The sequence below is a fragment of the Frankia sp. RB5 genome (genome assembly GCF_059816245.1).
Genome location: NZ_JCBATA010000021.1, coordinates 80,230 through 98,704, shown reverse-complemented (window position 1 = coordinate 98,704; position 18,475 = coordinate 80,230). Strand labels below are relative to the sequence as shown.

Below are 18,475 nucleotides of genomic sequence, written 5' to 3'. Positions count from 1 at the left end.
CATCATGACCGCACCAGCGCGCACTGCCGCGCCCACCTCCCAGCCGGCCGCGCCGCCCGCCCCGGACCTCGTCACGCTCACCGTCGACGGGCTGTCGGTCAGCGTCCCCAGGGGCACGCTGATCATCCGGGCGGCCGAGCTGCTCGGCATCGAGATCCCGCGGTTCTGCGACCATCCGCTGCTCGACCCCGTCGGGGCCTGCCGGCAGTGCATCGTCGAGGTCGAGGGCCAGCGCAAGCCGGTCGCCGCCTGCACGACGGCGGTCGCCGCCGACATGGTCGTGAAGACCCAGCTCACCTCGCCGGTCTCCCGCAAGGCGCAGGCGGGGAACCTGGAGTTCCTGCTCCTCAACCATCCGCTCGACTGCCCGATCTGTGACAAGGGCGGCGAGTGCCCGCTGCAGAACCAGTCGATGGCCAACGGCGGCGCGACCTCGCGGTTCCGCGAGACGAAGCGCGCCTACCCGAAGCCGCTCGCGATCTCGTCGGAGATCCTGCTCGACCGGGAACGCTGCGTGCTGTGCGCCCGCTGCACCCGGTTCTCCGCGCAGATCGCCGGCGACCCGTTCATCGAGCTGTTCGAGCGCGGCGCCGCCGAGCAGGTCGCGGTCAGCGACGGGCAGCCGTTCAGCTCCTACTTCTCCGGCAACACCGTTCAGATCTGCCCGGTCGGCGCGCTGACCAGCGCCGCCTACCGGTTCCGGGCCCGCCCGTTCGACCTGGTGTCCACCCCGACCGCCTGCGAGCACTGCGCGTCCGGCTGCTCGCTGCGCACCGACCACCGCCGCGGCAAGGTGACCCGGCGCCTCGCCGGCGACGACCCGGCGGTCAACGAGGAGTGGAACTGCGACAAGGGCCGCTTCGCGTTCACCTACGCCCGCGCCGCTGACCGCCTCACCACCCCGCTCATCCGCGACGACAACACCGGCCAGCTCGTCGAGGCGACCTGGTCCGAGGCGCTGGAGTACGCCGCCCGGGGCCTGGCCGAGTGCCGGGACCGCCACGGCGTCGGCGTGCTCACCGGCGGGCGGCTCACCCGTGAGGACGCCTACGCCTACGCCAAGTTCGCCCGGGTCGCCCTGCGCACCAACGACGTCGACTTCCGCGCCCGGCCGCACTCCGCCGAGGAGGAGGAGTTCCTCGGCCACGCGGTCGCCGGGACCGGCATCGGCGTCACCTACGCCGACCTCGAGGCGGCACCGGCGGTGCTGCTCGTCGCGTTCGAGCCGGAGGAGGAGTCGCCGATCGTCTTCCTGCGGCTGCGCAAGGCCGTCGACAAGCACGGCACCGCCGTGCACGCGCTGGCGCCGCTGGCCAGCCGTGGCCTCGCGAAGCTGCACGGGACGCTGGTGAGCGCCGAGCCCGGCGCGGAGCCCGCCATCCTCGACGCGCTCACCGCCGACGGGGCGGGCGCCGCCGCGGCCGCCGCGGCCGTGCGCGAGCCCGGTGCGGTGATCCTGGTCGGGGAACGGGCGGCCGAGGTGCCCGGTGCGCTGTCCGCGGTGCTGCGCCTCGCCGAGGCCAGCGGCGCCGCGCTCGCCTGGGTTCCGCGACGCGCCGGTGATCGCGGCGCCGTGTCCGCCGGGCTGCTGCCCTCGCTGCTGCCCGGCGGGCGGCCGGTGGCCGACGCCGCGGGCCGCGCCGAGGTCGAGGCGGTCTGGGGCGGCGGGCCGCTGCTCGGCGCGCCCGGCCGCGACACCGCGGGCATCCTCGCCGCTGCCGCCGCCGGCCGTCTCGACGCCGTCGTCGTCGCCGGGGTGGACGCCGAGGACCTGCCCGATCCGGCCGCGGCGCTCGCGGCGCTCGCCCGGGTGCCGTTCTGCGTGTCGCTCGAGGTGCGCCGCTCGTCGATCGCCGAGGTCGCCGACGTGGTGCTGCCGGTCGCGCCGGTGGCGGAGAAGGCCGGCTCGTTCGTCGACTGGGAGGGGCGGCTGCGGCCGTTCCAGCGGGCGCTGGACACCCCGGCGCTGCCCGACGTGCGGGTGCTGCACCTGCTCGCCGCCGAGATGGGCGTTGACCTGCGCCTGCCCGACACCGGTGCCGCCGCCCGCGAGCTGCGCGACGTCGGGCGGGCCGGCGAGGGGGTCACCCGGGCGCCGGCGCCCGCGGCGCATGCCGCCCCGGCGGCCGTCCCCGCGGCCGGCGAGGCGGTGCTCACCAGCTGGCACCAGCTCATCGACGACGGCGCGCTGCAGGCCGACGAGCCGTACCTGGCCGGCACGGCCAGGGTGCCGGTGGCCCGGATCTCCGCGGCGACGGCGGCCGAGGTCGGCGCGCGTGCCGGGGAGTCGCTCACCGTGACCAGCGGGCGCGGGTCGATCACGCTGCCGTGCGAGATCGCCGTCATGCCGGACCGGGTCGTCTGGGTGCCCACCCACTCGCCCGGCTCGCACGTGCGGCGCTTGCTCGCCGAGCGTTCCGGCGTCGTCGTGCGGCTCTCGGCGGCACGACCACCCGGCCGTGAGGAGACGGCCGGGGACGAGACCCTCGGGAGCCGGGCATGAGCGCGGCATCGACGCTCCTCGCGGCGCCAGCGGACCCGGACCTCACCGGCTTCGGCAGCGACCCGTTCTGGCTGACCCTGGTCAAGGGCGTCGCGGTGTTCGCGTTCCTGCTGCTGATGACGCTGTTCTCGATCGTGTTCGAGCGCAAGGTCGTCGCCCGGATGCAGCAGCGCGTCGGGCCGAACCGGCACGGGCCCAGGGGCTGGCTGCAGAGCATGGCTGACGGCGTCAAGCTGATGCTCAAGGAAGACCTGATCCCGGTCCTCGCCGACAAGCCGATCTTCATCCTGGCGCCGATCGTCTCCGCGGTGCCGGCGTTCCTCGCCTTCGCGGTGATCCCGTTCGGGCCCGAGGTGTCGATCGCCGGGCACCACACCATGCTGCAGCTCGCCGACCTGCCCGTCAGCGTGCTGTACTTGCTGGCCGCGGCCTCGCTCGGGGTGTACGGACTGATTTTGTCCGGCTGGTCGAGCGGTTCGACCTACCCGCTGCTCGGCTCGCTGCGCTCGGCGGCCCAGATCATCTCCTACGAGGTGGCGATGGGCCTGTCGTTCGTCGCGGTGTTCATGTACGCGGGGACGCTGTCGACGTCGGGGATCGTCGAGAGCCAGTCGGGGCGCTGGTACATCGCGCTGCTGCCGTCGTTCGTGCTGTACGTGATCTCGATGGTGGGGGAGACGAACCGGACCCCCTTCGACCTGCCCGAGGCCGAGGGCGAGCTGGTCGGCGGTTTCCACACCGAGTACAGCTCGATCAAGTTCGCGTTCTTCTTCCTCGCCGAGTACATCAACATGGTCACCGTCTCGGCGATCGCGACCACCCTGTTCCTCGGCGGCTGGCAGCCCCCGCCGATCCCCGGCCTGTCCGGTCTGGATCATGGCTGGGTGCCGTTGATCTGGTTCGTGCTCAAACTGCTGCTGTTCATCTTCTTCTTCATCTGGCTGCGCGGGACGCTGCCCCGGCTGCGCTACGACCAGTTCATGGCCTTCGGCTGGAAGGTCCTGATCCCGGTCGGGCTGCTGTGGGTGCTGGTCATCGCGACCTTCCGCGTCTACCAGAAGGACGTCGACGACCGCACGCCGTGGCTGATCGGCATCGGCGTGGTCATCGGCGTGCTGCTGATCGTCGCGCTCATCGATCCTGGGGGCGCGAAGCACCAGCGGGAGTCCGAGGAGGCCGAAGCCCGCAAGCTCGCCGAGGCGCCGAGCCTCGAACGCATCCCGTGGCCACCCCCGCAGCCGAACGGGTCGGCCACCGTCATCCCGGCGGGCTCCGGTCCGCGCCAGGAGGGCTGAGACATGGGCCTTTTCGACCCCTACAAGGGCTTCGGCGTCACCTTCTCGACGATGTTCAAGAAGCCGACGACCGAGCAGTATCCCGAGCAGAAGAAGGAGACGGCGCCGCGCTTCCACGGCCGGCACCAGCTCAACCGGCATCCCGACGGGCTGGAGAAGTGCGTCGGCTGCGAGCTGTGCGCCTGGGCTTGCCCCGCCGACGCCATCTACGTCGAGGGCGCCGACAACACCGAGGCCGAGCGCTACTCGCCCGGCGAGCGGTACGGCAGCGTCTACCAGATCAACTACCTGCGCTGCATTCTGTGCGGGCTGTGCATCGAGGCGTGCCCGACCCGGGCGCTGACGATGTCGAACGACTACGAGCTCGCCGACGACAGCCGCCGTGACCTCATCTTCACCAAGGAGCAGCTGCTCGCGCCGCTGTCCGAGGGCATGGAGGCGCCGCCGCACCCGATGCGGCTCGGCGGGAGCGAGACCGACTACTACACCCGGGACCCCGACGCCCCGCTGCCCTGGCAGATGGCCAGTGCGGGCGAGGACGGCGAGGACGGCGAGGACGGCGAGGACGGCGAGCACTCCCGGGCCGACGAGGTGCCCGCCCACGGCGCCGGTTCGGAGCTGCCGCGATGACCACCGGTACGGTTCTGCTGAGCGCGGCGGGCCCGATCACCAGCACGTCCACCGGCGAGGCGGTGACGTTCTGGATCCTCGCGCCGGTGGCCGTGCTCGCGGCGCTCGGCATGATCCTCGTCCGCAGCGCCGTGCACTCGGCGCTGCTGCTGGTGGCGAACCTGTTCTGCGTCGCGGTGTTCTACCTGCTCCAGCAGGCGCCGTTCCTCGGCTTCGTGCAGATCATCGTGTACGCCGGCGCGATCATGGTGTTGTTCCTGTTCGTGCTCATGCTCGTCGGTGTCGACTCGTCCGACTCGCTGGTGGAGACCATCCGCGGGCAGCGGCTCGGGGCGATCATCTTCGGGCTCGGCTTCGCCGGGCTGCTCGTCTTCCCGATCGGCTCGGCCATCGACGGCGGGCGCGCCGTCGGCCTCGACAAGGCCAACGCCGGCGGCAACGTGCAGGCGATCGGCCGGCTGCTGTTCAGCGACTACGTGTTCGTCTTCGAGGCGATCTCGGCGCTGCTCGTCGTCGCCGCGATCGGCACGATGGTGCTCGGCCACCGCGAGCGCGAGGGCGGCCGGATCAGCCAGCGCGAGTGGATGCGCCGCCGCTTCACCGAGGGCGGTCAGGTCACCCCGTTGCCCGGCCCCGGCGTCTTCGCCCGGCACGACTCGGCCGACACGCTCGGCCTGCTGCCCGGCGGCGGCCATGCCTCGGGCATCGGCGGAGTGCCGGCGACCGGCCCCGACGGCCCCACCGGCGACGGCCCGGCGGCCGGTGGCGGTTCCGAACCCGACGATCCGCGTCCCGCGGCCGGACCGGAGGACACGGCGGCCAGCTCCGGACCCGACGGGCCGCAGGGACCCGCCGGCCAGGACCGCCCGGACGGCGGCAGCGGTGGGGGAGACGGCGGGACGCCGGTCTCGCCCGCGCCGCGCTCCGGCGGCGACATCGGTGGAGACGACGCGCACGGCGGTGACCGGGCTGGCGCGGATGACGGCTCGGCGCTCGCGGGTGCCGGGAAGGGGGAGGAGCGGTGAATCCCGCGAACTACCTGATCCTCGCGGCACTGCTGTTCACCATCGGCACCGTCGGGGTGCTGGTGCGGCGCAACGCGATCGTCGTGTTCATGTCCATCGAGCTGATGCTCAACGCCGTGAACCTGACCCTGGTCACCTTCTCCCGCATCCAGGGCACCCTGGACGGCCAGATCATGGCGTTCTTCGTGATGGTCGTCGCCGCTGCCGAGGTCGTGATCGGCCTGGCCATCATCCTCAGCATCTTCCGCACCCGCCGGTCCGCCTCCGTGGACGACGTGAACCTGCTGAAGTACTGACCTTTCGAGGAACGGACGAGACTGCAGTGACGCTATGTCTTGGTGAAGGGACGCTGCATCGCGGGCGGCGCCGCACGGCGGGGTCGCGATGACGGACCATCCGTTGCACTACGCCGCCGCCTCCGGCGTGTTCTCCCTGTCCTGGCTGCTCATCGTGCTGCCGCTGGCCGGTGCCGCGGTGCTGCTGCTCGGCGGTCGGCGCACCGACCGGGTCGGCCACATCGTCGGCACGATCGCCGCGGCCTCGAGCTTCGTGCTCGGCGTGGTGCTGTTCGCCGCCCTGCTGGGCCGCGACGGCGACGACCGGGCGCTGTCCCAGCACCTGTTCTCCTGGATCCCGGTCAACGGCTTCCAGGTCGACGCGGGCCTACTGGTCGACCAGCTGTCGATCGTGTTCGTGCTGCTCATCACCGGCGTCGGCACGCTGATCCACATCTACTCGATCGGCTACATGGCGCACGACCCGGCCAGGCGGAAGTTCTTCGCCCACATGAACCTGTTCCTGGCCTCGATGCTGCTGCTGGTACTGGGCAACAACTTCCTGTCGCTCTACGCCGGCTGGGAACTCGTCGGCCTGTCGTCGTACCTGCTCATCAAGTTCTGGGAGGACCGCCCGGCCGCCGCCACCGCGGCGAACAAGGCGTTCTACATGAACCGGGTCGGTGACGTCGGCCTGGCGCTCGCGATCATGTTCATGTTCGCCACGGTCGGTTCCACCGGCTTCGCGGACGTGTTCGGCGCCGCGGCCGGCGGCGTCATCGGCTACGGCACCGTCACCGCGATCGCGCTGTTGCTGCTGCTCGGCGCGTGCGGCAAGTCCGGCCAGTTCCCGCTGCAGGCGTGGCTGCCGGACGCGATGGAGGGCCCGACCCCGATCTCCGCGCTCATCCACGCGGCGACGATGGTCACCGCCGGCGTCTATCTGATCGTCCGGGCGGCGCCGATCTTCAACGAGACCCAGGCGGCCCGCACCGTCGTCGTCATCATCGGGGCGATCACGATCCTGCTCGGCTGCGTGATCGGCTGCGCCTACGACGACATCAAGAAGGTGCTGGCCTACTCGACCGTCAGCCAGATCGGCTACATGTTCCTCGCCGTCGGTCTCGGCCCCGCGGGCTACGCGCTCGGCATCATGCACCTGCTCGCCCACGGCTTCTTCAAGGCCGGCCTGTTCCTCGGCGCCGGCTCCGTCATCCACGCCATGGACGACGACCAGGACATGCGCCGCTACGGCGGCCTGTGGCGGTACATGCCGATCACCTGGGTGACCTTCGGCCTCGGCTACCTGGCCATCATCGGGTTCCCCGGGCTGTCCGGGTTCTTCACCAAGGACCGGATCATCGAGACCGCCTTCGACAAGGGCGGCACGTCCGGCTACCTGCTCGGCGCGATCGCGCTGCTGGGCGCGGGCATCACCGCCTTCTACATGACCCGGCTGTTCCTGATGACCTTCCACGGCAAGGCCCGCTGGTCGTCGGAGGATCCGGAGGGTTCGCAAGGCCAGCCCGTCCGCCATCCGCACGAGTCGTCGGCGTCGATGACCGGGCCGATGATCGTGCTGGCGATCGGCTCGACGTTCGCCGGCGGGCTGTTCGTCCTCGGTCACTCGCTGCAGGACTGGCTGGAGCCGGTCGCGGGCGAGGGCGTCGAGGGCGTGCACACGTTCTCGCCGCTCGTCCTCACCCTGCTCACGCTGGTGGTGACCATCGGCGGTTTCGCCGCCGCCTACCTGCGCTACCAGTTGCGCCCGGTCGAGTCGGTGGCCCCGGCGGACTCCGAGGTCACCCTCGTCACCGTGGCCGCGCGCCACGACCTGTTCGCGAACACGTTCAACGAGACCGTCGCCATGCGGCCCGGCCAGTACCTCACCCGGTTCCTGGTCTGGCTCGACCTCGTCGGCGTCGACGGGCTCGTGCGGGGCGGCGCCGCCGGCATCGGCGGCCTGTCCGGGCGGATGCGCCGCCTACAGACCGGCTTCGTCCGGTCCTACGCTCTGTCGATGTTGGGAGGTGCCGTCCTCGTGGTCGGCGCACTGCTGCTGGTGAGGGCGGGCTGACGTGAACACAGTCCCCTGGTTGACGATCCTGCTTCTCGTCCCGGCCGTCGGCGCGCTCGTCGTCGCCTGCCTGCCGCGGCGGCTGGGCACCCTGGCCAAGCAGCTCACCCTGGGCATCACCCTCGCGGTGCTGGTGCTGGCGGTGCTCGCGACGGTGGCCTACGACCCGAAGCGCGCCGGGTTCCAGTTCCACCAGTCGTATGACTGGATCTCCACGTTCGGCATCCACTACTCGGTCGGCGCGGACGGCATCTCGCTGGTGCTGATGCTGCTCGCCGCCCTGCTGGTGCCCGTCGTCGTGCTGGCCTCCTGGGACGAGGCGGACGGCGGCGACACGGCTGACGGCACATCAGCCGGTCCGGGCGGTGCCGCCGCGGCGGGTGGTCCTGGTGGTCCTGGTGGTCCTGGTGGTTCGGCCGCACTGGCCGGGACCGGCGGGGAGGCTGTCGGCGGCGGTGGCACGGCGGTCCTGGTCGCCGCGCCGCCCGCCGTCCCACCGGCCGCCACCGTGTCCGCGCAGGGCGTCCAGGCGCGCAGCCGGCGCTCGGTGCCGGCGTTCTTCGCGCTGCTGCTGGCGCTGGAGACCGGGATGATCGGCGTGTTCGCCGCGACCGACGTGTTCCTGTTCTACGTCTTCTTCGAGGCGATGCTGATCCCGATGTACTTCCTCATCGGCAGCTACGGCCCGGTGAAGGAGCAGGCGCAGCGCTCCTACGCGGCGGTGAAGTTCCTGATCTACAGCCTGTTCGGCGGTCTGCTCATGCTCGCCGCGGTGATCGGCCTGTACGTCGTGTCCGCGCAGCACCTGGACCACGGCACGTTCGACTTCGCCACCCTGCGCCAGCTCGACATCACCCCGGGCGTGCAGAAGCTGCTGTTCCTCGGGTTCTTCGTCGCCTTCGCCATCAAGGCGCCGCTGTTCCCGTTCCACACCTGGCTGCCCGACGCCGGAGCACAGGCGCCCACCGGCGGCGCGGTGCTGCTCGTCGGCGTCCTGGACAAGGTGGGGACGTTCGGGCTGATCCGGTACTGCATCCCGCTGTTCCCGGACGCCGCGGACTACTTCGCGCCGATGGTGCTCGGGCTCGCGGTCGTCGGGATCTTCTACGGGGCGTTGCTGGCCATCGGCCAACGGGACATGAAACGCCTCGTCTCCTACACGTCGCTCGCCCACTTCGGCTTCATCGCGCTGGGCATCTTCGCCTTCACCAGCCAGGCCGGGACGGGCGCGGTCCTCTACATGGTCAACCACGGGCTCTCGACCGGTCTGCTGTTCCTGGTCGTCGGCTTCCTGGTCACCCGGCGCGGCACCCGGGACGTCGGCGCCTACGGAGGGCTGGCGAAGGTGACGCCGGTGCTGGCCGGGGTGTTCCTCATCGCCGGTCTGTCCTCACTGGCGCTGCCGGGGACGAACAGCTTCGTCAGCGAGTTCCTGGTGCTGGTCGGCACGTTCACCGTGAACAAGCCGCTGGCGATCGTGGCGACCTGCGGCATCGTGCTCGCGGCGATCTACGTGCTGTACCTGTACCAGCGGACGATGACCGGCCCGGTCACCCGGGCGGAGAACCGGGCGCTGCCCGACCTCGGCCTGCGCGAGAAGCTGGTCGTCGCCCCGCTGGTCGCGCTCATCATCGGGCTCGGGGTGTACCCCAAGCCGATCATCGACATCATCCGGCCGTCGGTCACCGCCACCTACGCCGACATCGGCAAGTCCGATCCGGCGCCGACCCACCCCGTCGCGGCCCATCCCGCTGCGCAGCCCGGAGGCCACTCGTGAGCGTGGACAACCACCTTCTGCTCGCGCAGACGCAGAAGATCACCCCGCCGTCGATCGAGTACTCCTCGCTCAGCCCGCTGCTCATCGTCTTCGCGGTGGCGCTGCTCGGCGTGCTCGTCGACGCGTTCGCGTCCCGTTCGGCGCGTCGGGTGATCCAGCCGGTGCTCGCCGGCGGTGGTTTCATCGCCGCGCTGGTTGCGGTGGCGGTGCTGCACGGGCGGCGCGCGGTGCTCGCCGCCGGGGCGGTGGCCATCGACGCGCCGACGCTGTTCATGCAGGGCACGATCCTGGTGTTCGCGCTGCTGTCGGTGCTGTTGGTCGCCGAGCGCCAGCTGGACTCGTCCGGCGGCGCGATCGTCGCCTCGGCCGCGATCACCCCGGGCTCGAAGGGCTCCACCGCGCAGCGGGTCTCCGCCGACATGCAGACCGAGGCGTACCCGCTGATGGTCTTCTCGGTGACCGGCATGATGCTGTTCGTCGCCTCGAACAACCTGCTGGTGATGTTCGTGGCGCTGGAGATCCTCTCGCTGCCGCTGTACCTGCTGGCCGGGCTCGCCCGCCGCCGGCGCCTGCTGTCGCAGGAAGCGGCGATGAAGTACTTCCTGCTCGGCGCGTTCTCCTCGGCGTTCTTCCTCTACGGCGTCGCGTTCGCCTACGGATTCGCGGGCAGCGTGGAGCTCGGCAAGATCGCCGACGCGGTCGGCACGGTCGGCAAGAACGACATCTACATCTACCTCTCCGTCGCCCTGATCGGGGTCGGCCTGTTCTTCAAGATCGGCGCCGCGCCGTTCCACTCCTGGACGCCGGACGTCTACCAGGGCTCGCCGACGCCGGTCACCGCGTTCATGGCCGCCGGCACGAAGGTCGCCGCCTTCGGCGCCCTGCTGCGGGTGTTCTACGTCGCCTTCGGCGGGCTGCGCTGGGACTGGCGGCCCGTGCTGTGGGCCGTCGCGATCCTCACGATGGTGGTCGGCGCGGTGCTGGCGCTGACCCAGCGCGACATCAAGCGGATGCTCGCCTACTCGGCCATCGCGCACGCCGGCTTCCTGCTCGTCGGCCTCGCCGGAACGAACACGGACGGCCTGCGCGGCTCGATGTTCTATCTGGTCACGTACGGCTTCACCACGATCGCCGCGTTCGCCGTGGTCTCGCTGGTCCGCACCAGCGACGGCGAGGCGAGCGACCTGTCCCAGTGGCGGGGGCTCGGGCGCACCTCGCCGCTGCTGGCCGGAACGTTCTCGTTCCTCCTGCTGGCCCTGGCCGGCATTCCGCTCACCAGCGGCTTCACCGGGAAGTTCGCGGTGTTCCAGGCGGCGATCGAGGGGCACGCCACCCCGCTGGTCGTCGTCGCCCTGGTCTGCAGCGCGATCGCCGCGTTCTTCTACGTGCGGGTCATCGTGCTGATGTTCTTCTCCGACCCGCTCGCCCAGGGACCCGTCGTGGTCACCCGGCCGACGCTGACCTTCGCCGCGGCGGGTGTCGGCACGGTCGCGACGCTCGTCCTGGGAGTAGCGCCACAGCCCCTTCTGGACCTCGCGAATACCGCCGCGTCGTCTGGCTTCGTACGCTGACGGTGGTATGAGCGCTATCGGGCTGGACGTCGTGGGGATCAGGACCGATCCTGATCTGGAAAAAGCCGTGCGAGAAGGTCTCGGCGAGGTGGAGGAGCTGCTGCGCGCGTCGGTGCGCAGCGAGTTCGCCTTCGTCACCGAGACCTCACGGCACCTTGTCGACGCGGGGGGCAAGCGGTTCCGCCCGATCGTCGTGCTGCTGGCGGCGCAGTTCGCCGATCCACGGGCCAGTGGGGTGGTGCCGGCGGCCGTCGCCATCGAGCTGACGCACCTGTCGACGCTGTACCACGACGACGTGATGGACGAGGCTCCCCGCCGTCGCGGGGCGGCGTCCGCCAACGCGCGCTGGACGAACACGGTCGCGATCCTCACCGGCGACTACCTGTTCGCCCGGGCCTCCGACATCACCGCCGACCTCGGCCCCGAGGCGACCCGGATCCTCGCCCGGACCATCGCGACGCTGTGCGAGGGGCAGATCCGGGAGACCATCGGCGCCGCGCCCGGCCAGGATCCGGTGGAGCACTACCTGCGGGTCGTCACCGAGAAGACGTCGTCCCTGATCGCCACATCCGGCCGGCTCGGCGCGATGCTCGCCGGCGCCGACCCGATCACCGTCGACACGCTGGCGACCTTCGGGGAGCTGTTCGGGGTCGCCTTCCAGCTCTCCGACGACATCATCGACGTCGCCTCCGACCCGGCCGACTCGGGCAAGACGCCCGGCACCGACCTGCGGGAGGGTATCCCGACCCTGCCGGTGCTCTACGCGCTGCAGTCCGAGGACCGCGCGGCGGGTCGGCTGCGGGAGCTCATCACCTCGGACTTCGCCGCGGGCGGCGGGAACCCGGACGAGGGGGTCGCGGAGGCGATCGATCTGCTGCGCGGCCATGAGGGGATGGCCCGGGCCCGCCGTGAGCTCGCCGCCTGGTCGAACCGGGCCCGGGAGTGCCTGGCCCCGCTGCCGGACAACGCGGCGAAGACGGCGCTGCGCTCCCTCACCGACTTCGTCATCGACCGCACGGGCTAGATCGCGACTCGAGCGACAGGAGGACCCGTTCCCATGTAGGGCCAGGAGATCTGCCGGGTGCCGGGTCGGCCAGAGACGTCCAGGCGCGGCCCACGGGCGGCGCAGGCGACCTGCGGGAGCGCGTCAGTGGATATCGGGGGCCACGTCCTCACACAGCCCAGAGGGCCGGCCCGCGGGCCGGCGGGGGTCCTCCGTTGTCGGAGCACCCCCGCCCTTGGCCGGCGGGTCTCAGTGACCGGTGGTGCTGCTGGCGCTCGGCGACGCGGTCGAGTGGCTCGTGGAGCTGTGGAACCACGAGCTGCTCAGCGGGGTGACCTCGACCGGTGACGGGTGGAACGGCAGCGTCCCGCTGCTGGAGCTGGCGGACGGGCTCGGCGTCGCCGGCTGGCTCGTCGCCGGGCTCGCCGGGTCGAACGGCAGGCTGCCGTCGCCGGACGTCTGGCTCCTCGACGCGGTCGGGCTGGCTGAGGAGGTCGGGCTGGCCGAGGCGGTGGTGCCGGCGCCGGTGCTCGGGATGAGGCCGCGCAGATCGGTCGGTCCGGTCGCCGCCTGCTCGTCGCGGGGCACCAGTGTGATCACCGGGATGGGCCCGGTCGTCGGGCTCACCGTCGTCGTGTCGAGCTCGGGCTGGTCCGCGCTCGGCGCGAGTTGGGCCCGCGGCGGAGTGGTGCGCGTGTGGCCGCGGGAGGCCTGCGAACCCGACGCGCCGAACGTCAGCACACTGGTGCTGCCGCGGTACTGGATCGTGGGGGTCTCCCCGGCGGCGGTGGCCAGCGGCTGGGTGGTGCTGCCCGGGTCACCGCCGAGGGCCACGCCGGCCACGATGGCCGACAGCCCGGCGAGCGAGACCGTACCGGCCGCGGCCAGCCGCGCCCGTCCGTTTCCCCGCCTCATCGGCGCGCGGTGCGCCCCGGAAATCCGACCGGCGTCATCGGGCGCCTGGTGAGCCTCCGACGCCCGACGGGCCGCCGACGTGCGGCTGGCAGCGGCCGTGCGGCTGGCCGCCGGTGAGTGGCTCGCAGTGAAGGACGCGTCGGCGAACCGGTCGGTGCGGCTACCGGGGGAGGCGAGCCGGGCGGTCGAGGTGAGGGCGCTGTCGCCGTCGGCGGCGTTGCGCGGCCGGGTGGCTGGGCCTGGGCCACCGACCTTACGCCGGGTTCGGTCGCCCGCGCCACGAGCCCGCCGACGATCGCCGGACGAACTGCCGTCCCAGCCGTCATCCCCCCAGCCGTCATCCCCCCAGCCGTCATCCCCCCAGCCGGCTTCGCCCCAGCCGGCTTCGCCCCGACGGCTGCCAGGGCCGGTACCGGCCGCGAGCGGGCTCGAGGACAGCGGGCTCGAGGACAGCGGGCTCGAGGACAGCGGGCTGGTCGAGGCCGGGGCGATGGGCGCGCGCGCGGTGGTGGGCCGCGGGGCCGCGGCGGACGGGGCGCCGCCCGCCGACCGCGCCCGGCGGGCCGTCGTGCTGGCGGACATCGGCCCGGTCAGGGTGTCGCGCTCGCCGGGCGGCAGGGAGTTCGGGATGCCAGGGGTGACGACGGCTGCCTGCCCGAAGGAGGCGATCCGCGCCGCGTCGCGCGCGCTGGTGGTCCCCCGCCCGACCGCGGCCATGGGCTGAGTACCCGTTCCGCGAGGGGCCCCCGCGCCTCGGGCGGTAACTGTATCGAGAGGGGACGTGCTCCGGACCGGGCCGGCCATGCCAAGCGGACCCGCGAGCGGGCTGGAGGTGCCGAGCGGGTCGGTCGCGAGCGGGCTGGAGGTGCCGAGGGCGGAGAGCGCGCCGAGCGGGGTCGTGGTGTCGCGAGGGACCGGCGCGCCGAGCGGGGCGGCGGCGTCGAGAGCGGCGGCGAAGCCATCGGGAGCGGTGAACCCGCGAGGAGCGGTGGTGCCGATGGGAGCGGACGAGCTGACAGGAACGGTGGAACCGGGGGGAGTCACGAGGCCGAGGGGGTCAGCCCCGCGGACGGGGTGTGCGGCGCCCTGATAGGGCGGCGTTGCACGCCGCGTCGGTGCGTCCGGCGCCGTGGTGGACTGCCATCCGGTCGGCGTGCTCCAGCCGGCGGGTGCCTCCCAACCGCTGACGCCTCGCTCGGCCGGGCGGGTGACGTACGCGGTCCGGCTCGGGGAGAAGTCCGCACCGGTGTCGTCGGCGGCGTGGCCGACCCGGGCGCTGGAGGCCCAGGCGTCGCTCGCGGCCCGGCGCGGCGCGGCAGCGGGCGGGCGGGCGATGCCGACGGCATCGCCGACGACGGCGCTCCACGGGACTGATCCCGGGTCGCCGCGCGACGCCGCCGGGGCGGGGCCGCGCGGCGTGGACGGGGGAGCGGAGACGTCCGCCGTGATCCGCTCCACGACGATGGCGGAGGTGCTCTGGGCGGCGGCGCTGTGCCGCGCGTGCCGGCCCGCGGAGTGACTACCCATGGTGACCTCCGGCAGCAGGGAGTCCGTCGCGGCCGGTCGAACCGTGCTTGTCCCGCGCGGTGATCGGGCGGAGACGGGCCACGTCGGAAACGACGGCAGGGGCGATGCCCGTGCCAATGACGATGTCCGAGCCAAGGACAATGCCCACCGACGAACGCGGACTGACCGCGGACCGCGGGCTGAGGGCTCGATGACCCCGCACTACGCCTCCGGCTGCACTGGTGTTGTGAGCCCCCCCGGGCCGCACGGCACCCCCACGCGCGATCACAGCGTACCCGACGCCCCGCGAGCCGCGAATACCCGACATATCCTCGGTAAACATGCTGTGAGGCCGTGATGGCGCCGATGTCGCCGGAGGCCCGCGCGGGCCCCCGCGCGATCGTCCGCCACCGGGCCGACCGGCGCGCGCTTCGGCGACGGTCAGCCCCAGCCGCGTGCGGCGAAACGCACGAGGCCGGGGCGGCGCGATCCTGCGCGCCTGCCCCGGCCTCGCCGGTGTTTCCGCCGGTGGCGGCCCGGATCAGTCGATGGTCCAGGTCTCCCCGCCGGAGATCATCGACATCAGGTCGCCCTCTCCCTGCCGTTCCCGAGCGTCGGTGATCTGCCGGTTGAGCGCCTCGTCGTAGGTCGGCGCGTCGACGTTGCGGAAGATGCCGACGGGGGTGACCCCGTGGGTGTCCCCGGTGATCCGCGAGAGCGCGAAGGCGAGGCTCGGGTCCGCCGCGGCGGCGTCGTGGGTGAGGATGCCGGGGCTGTCCGCCGACACGATCTCAAGGCTGCCGTCGGCGGCGCGCCGCACGCCCTTGTCGCCCTCGGCCCCGAACAGGAGGGGCTCGCCGTGAACCAGCCGCAGCGTCACGTCGTCGCGGCTGGTCCGGTCCTTGAGCGGGTCGAAAGCGCCGTCGTTGAAGATGTTGCAGTTCTGGAAGATCTCGACGAACGCCGTGCCGGGGTGCTCGGCCGCGGCGCGCAGCACCGAGGTGAGGTGCGCGCGGTCGGAGTCGATCGAGCGGCCGACGAACGTCGCCTCGGCGCCGAGGGCGAGCGAGACCGGGTTGTACGGTCGGTCCAGCGAGCCGAACGGCGTCGACTTGGTGATCTTGCCGACCTCGGAGGTGGGCGAGTACTGCCCCTTGGTCAGGCCGTAGATCCGGTTGTTGAACATCAGGATCTTGAGGTTCACGTTGCGGCGCAGCGCGTGCAGCAGGTGGTTCCCGCCGATCGACAGCGCGTCGCCGTCGCCGGTGACGACCCAGACCGACAGGTCCGGCCGCGAGGTGGCGAGCCCCGTGGCGATCGCCGGCGCACGGCCGTGGATGGAGTGCATGCCGTAGGTCTGCAGGTAGTACGGGAAGCGCGAGGAGCAGCCGATCCCGGAGATGAAGACGATGTTCTCCCGGGCGACCCCGAGGTCGGGCAGGAAGCCCTGCACCGTCGCGAGGATCGCGTAGTCACCGCAACCCGGGCACCAGCGCACCTCCTGGTCGGAGGTGAAGTCCTTGCGGCTCTGCTGGGCCGGCGCGGCCGGAACCAGGTCGAGCAGCCGGTTGCTGATGCCGGAACGGTTCGTCGTGACGGTCACTGGTTGATCACGTCCTCCAAGACACCGGCCAGTTCTGCCGCCTTGAACGGCAGTCCGCGGACCTGGTTGTAGCCGATCGCGTCGACGAGGTACTCGGCCCGGATCAGGGTCCGCAGCTGGCCGAGGTTCATCTCGGGGATGAGCACCTTGTCGTACGACCGCAGGACCTCCCCGGTGTTGGCCGGGAAGGGGTTGAGGTGGCGCAGGTGCGCCTGGGCGACGTGCAGGCCCTTGGCCCGCACCCGCCGGCAGCCGGCCGCGATCGGGCCGAAGGTGGATCCCCAGCCGAGCACCAGCACGCGGGCCCGGCCGGAGGGGTCGTCCACCTCCAGCGGGGGGATGTCGTTCGCGATGCCGGCGACCTTGGCCGCGCGCAGCCGGACCATCCGGTCGTGGTTGGCCGGGTCGTAGGAGATCGTGCCCTGGCCGTCGGACTTCTCGATGCCGCCGATGCGGTGCTCGAGGCCGGCGGTGCCGGGGATCGCCCACGGGCGGGCGAGGGTCTCCGGGTCGCGCAGGTACGGCCAGAACTCCGGCCCCTTGGCCCCCGTGTGGTTGGGCTCGGTGGCGAACTCGACGCGCAGGTCGGGCAGCTCGTCGCGGGTCGGCAGCAGCCACGGCTCCGAGCCGTTGGCCAGATAGCCGTCGGAGAGCAGGAACACCGGCGTGCGGTACTTCGTGGCGAGCCGCGCGGCCTCGACCGCGGCGTCGAAGCAGTCGCCGGGGGAGCGCGGCGCCACGATCGGCACCGGGGCCTCGCCGTTGCGGCCGAACATCGCCTGCAGGAGGTCGGCCTGCTCGGTCTTGGTCGGCAGCCCGGTGGACGGGCCACCGCGCTGGATGTCGACGATGACCAGCGGCAGCTCCAGGCTCACCGCGAGGCCGATGGTCTCGCTCTTGAGCGCGACGCCGGGGCCGGAGGTCGTGGTGATGCCCAGCGAGCCGCCGAAGGACGCGCCGAGCGCGGCGCCGATGCCGGCGATCTCGTCCTCGGCCTGGAACGTCCGCACGCCGAACCGCTTGTGCTTGCTCAGCTCGTGCAGGATGTCCGACGCCGGGGTGATCGGGTAGGACCCGAGGAAGACGGGCAGCCCGGTCAGTTCGCCGGCGGCGACCAGCCCGTAGGACAGCGCCAGGTTGCCGCTGATACGCCGGTACGTGCCCGACTTCATTCTGGCCGGGGCCACCTCGTAGGTGACCGTGAACGACTCGGTCGTCTCGCCGTAGTTGAACCCGGCGCGGAAGGCCGCGACGTTGGCGGCCGCGATCTCCGGCCGCTTCGCGAACTTCTTCTCCAGGAAGGCGACCGTGCCCTCGGTGGGCCGGTGGTAGAGCCAGCTCATGAGGCCCAGGGCGAACATGTTCTTCGCCCGCTCGGCCTCCTTCTTGTTGACCCCGCCGCCACCGTCCGTGGCGTGCACGGCGTTGACGGTCATCGAGGTCAGCGGGACCCGGTGGACGACGTACGGGTCGACCGTGCCGTCGGTCAGGGGGTCCGTCGCGTACCCGGCCTTCTTCAGGTTGCCGCTCGTGAACGCGTCCGTGTTCACGATGAGATTGGCGCCCGGCGGCAGATCCTTGAGATTCGCCTTCAATGCGGCGGGATTCATCGCGACCAGGACGTCCGGTGCGTCACCCGGGGTGAGGATGTCGTGGTCGGAAAAATGTAGCTGGAATCCGGATACGCCGGCCGGGGTGCCGGCTGGGGCGCGGATTTCCGCCGGGAAGTCCGGGAGCGTCGACAGGTCGTTGCCGAACGTGGCGGTCTCGCTCGTGAACTGTTCTCCGGTAAGTTGCATACCGTCGCCGGAGTCGCCCGCAAAGCGCACGACGACCCGGTCGAGTCGACGGGTCTCCCTCTCCCTGACCTGCTCAGACACCTTCAGTAACCTCCTCGGGTACCGCACCAGCCTACCGGCTGTAGCAATGAGACGCGTGCGGCGTGCCGGGTCGGCCGATCGTTCGATGCAGCTCGCCGATCGGGCCCGAAATTGTGATCTAGGAAAGCTCTGTCATAGGGTGATTGGTTGTCGACTCTGCGTATGTGCACCTGCCCTGGCGTCGCCCCGGAGTGCTTCGCCCTGGAGTGACCGTTCGTGTCCGGACGGCTGGGGATGCGTCGGGCCGCCCGAACGCGGAACGGATCCGCCGGAATCGAAAAGGCCTCCGGTAGTGCTTTCGGTACGGCGGTGTCCGGTGCTTTTGTCGGGGAATTGACACTCCCGGGACGCCATGTGATTACTGTGCGCGTGCGACTCACCATCTTCTGTTGCCGCCGGGCGGGAGGGGTCGCAC

General features: G+C 71.8%; 12 protein-coding genes. 9 read left to right on the top strand and 3 right to left on the bottom strand.

What is annotated here, in order from left to right; translation table 11 throughout:
• Window positions 1-4: 4 nt before the first annotated feature.
• The 9 genes from AC6EXY_RS13675 to AC6EXY_RS13635 all read left to right on the top strand — a co-directional run bounded on the left by AC6EXY_RS13675 (window position 5) and on the right by AC6EXY_RS13635 (window position 12,177).
• Complete coding sequence (locus AC6EXY_RS13675) at window positions 5-2,503, top strand: NADH-quinone oxidoreductase subunit G (protein ID WP_101834571.1); 2,499 nt, start codon at window positions 5-7, stop codon at window positions 2,501-2,503.
• Window positions 2,500-3,798: an NADH-quinone oxidoreductase subunit NuoH gene (gene nuoH, locus AC6EXY_RS13670; protein ID WP_101834573.1), complete on the top strand. Its 1,299-nt coding sequence runs from the start codon at window positions 2,500-2,502 to the stop codon at window positions 3,796-3,798. The genes AC6EXY_RS13675 and nuoH overlap by 4 nt, the downstream gene beginning before the upstream one ends.
• Before the next feature lie 3 nt (window positions 3,799-3,801).
• On the top strand, window positions 3,802-4,428 hold the full coding sequence (gene nuoI / locus AC6EXY_RS13665; RefSeq protein WP_499818618.1) for an NADH-quinone oxidoreductase subunit NuoI: 627 nt from the start codon (window positions 3,802-3,804) through the stop codon (window positions 4,426-4,428).
• A complete protein-coding gene (locus AC6EXY_RS13660) occupies window positions 4,425-5,453 on the top strand; it encodes an NADH-quinone oxidoreductase subunit J (RefSeq protein WP_101834577.1) in 1,029 nt (342 codons plus the stop codon). The genes nuoI and AC6EXY_RS13660 overlap by 4 nt, the downstream gene beginning before the upstream one ends.
• Window positions 5,450-5,749 (top strand): NADH-quinone oxidoreductase subunit NuoK, encoded by a 300-nt coding sequence (nuoK, locus tag AC6EXY_RS13655; protein ID WP_101834579.1) that lies wholly within the window; start codon window positions 5,450-5,452, stop codon window positions 5,747-5,749. The genes AC6EXY_RS13660 and nuoK overlap by 4 nt, the downstream gene beginning before the upstream one ends.
• An 88-nt stretch (window positions 5,750-5,837) precedes the next feature.
• Window positions 5,838-7,805 carry an NADH-quinone oxidoreductase subunit L gene (gene nuoL / locus AC6EXY_RS13650; protein WP_101834580.1) on the top strand — a complete coding sequence of 656 codons (1,968 nt, stop codon included), beginning with the start codon at window positions 5,838-5,840 and terminating at the stop codon, window positions 7,803-7,805.
• Between the two features lies 1 nt (window position 7,806).
• On the top strand, window positions 7,807-9,582 hold the full coding sequence (locus AC6EXY_RS13645) for an NADH-quinone oxidoreductase subunit M (protein ID WP_499818619.1): 1,776 nt from the start codon (window positions 7,807-7,809) through the stop codon (window positions 9,580-9,582).
• Between the two features lie 2 nt (window positions 9,583-9,584).
• The gene (nuoN, locus tag AC6EXY_RS13640; RefSeq protein ID WP_423748158.1) at window positions 9,585-11,153 is read left to right on the top strand and encodes an NADH-quinone oxidoreductase subunit NuoN; all 1,569 of its coding nucleotides are present in this window, start codon (window positions 9,585-9,587) and stop codon (window positions 11,151-11,153) included.
• A 7-nt stretch (window positions 11,154-11,160) separates the two neighbouring features.
• Complete coding sequence (locus AC6EXY_RS13635; protein ID WP_101834586.1) at window positions 11,161-12,177, top strand: polyprenyl synthetase family protein; 1,017 nt, start codon at window positions 11,161-11,163, stop codon at window positions 12,175-12,177.
• Between the two features lie 228 nt (window positions 12,178-12,405).
• Here the strand turns inward: AC6EXY_RS13635 and AC6EXY_RS13630 are convergent, their stop codons facing one another.
• The 3 genes from AC6EXY_RS13630 to AC6EXY_RS13620 form a co-directional block, all read right to left on the bottom strand.
• A complete protein-coding gene (locus AC6EXY_RS13630) occupies window positions 12,406-14,598 on the bottom strand; it encodes a hypothetical protein (RefSeq protein WP_499818620.1) in 2,193 nt (730 codons plus the stop codon).
• Window positions 14,599-15,118: 520 nt separating this feature from the next.
• Window positions 15,119-16,180, bottom strand: a complete 1,062-nt coding sequence (locus AC6EXY_RS13625) for a 2-oxoacid:ferredoxin oxidoreductase subunit beta (RefSeq protein WP_101834590.1) — start codon at window positions 16,178-16,180, stop codon at window positions 15,119-15,121.
• A complete protein-coding gene (locus AC6EXY_RS13620; RefSeq protein WP_101834592.1) occupies window positions 16,177-18,060 on the bottom strand; it encodes a 2-oxoacid:acceptor oxidoreductase subunit alpha in 1,884 nt (627 codons plus the stop codon). The genes AC6EXY_RS13625 and AC6EXY_RS13620 overlap by 4 nt, the downstream gene beginning before the upstream one ends.
• Between the last annotated feature and the right edge of the window lie 415 nt (window positions 18,061-18,475).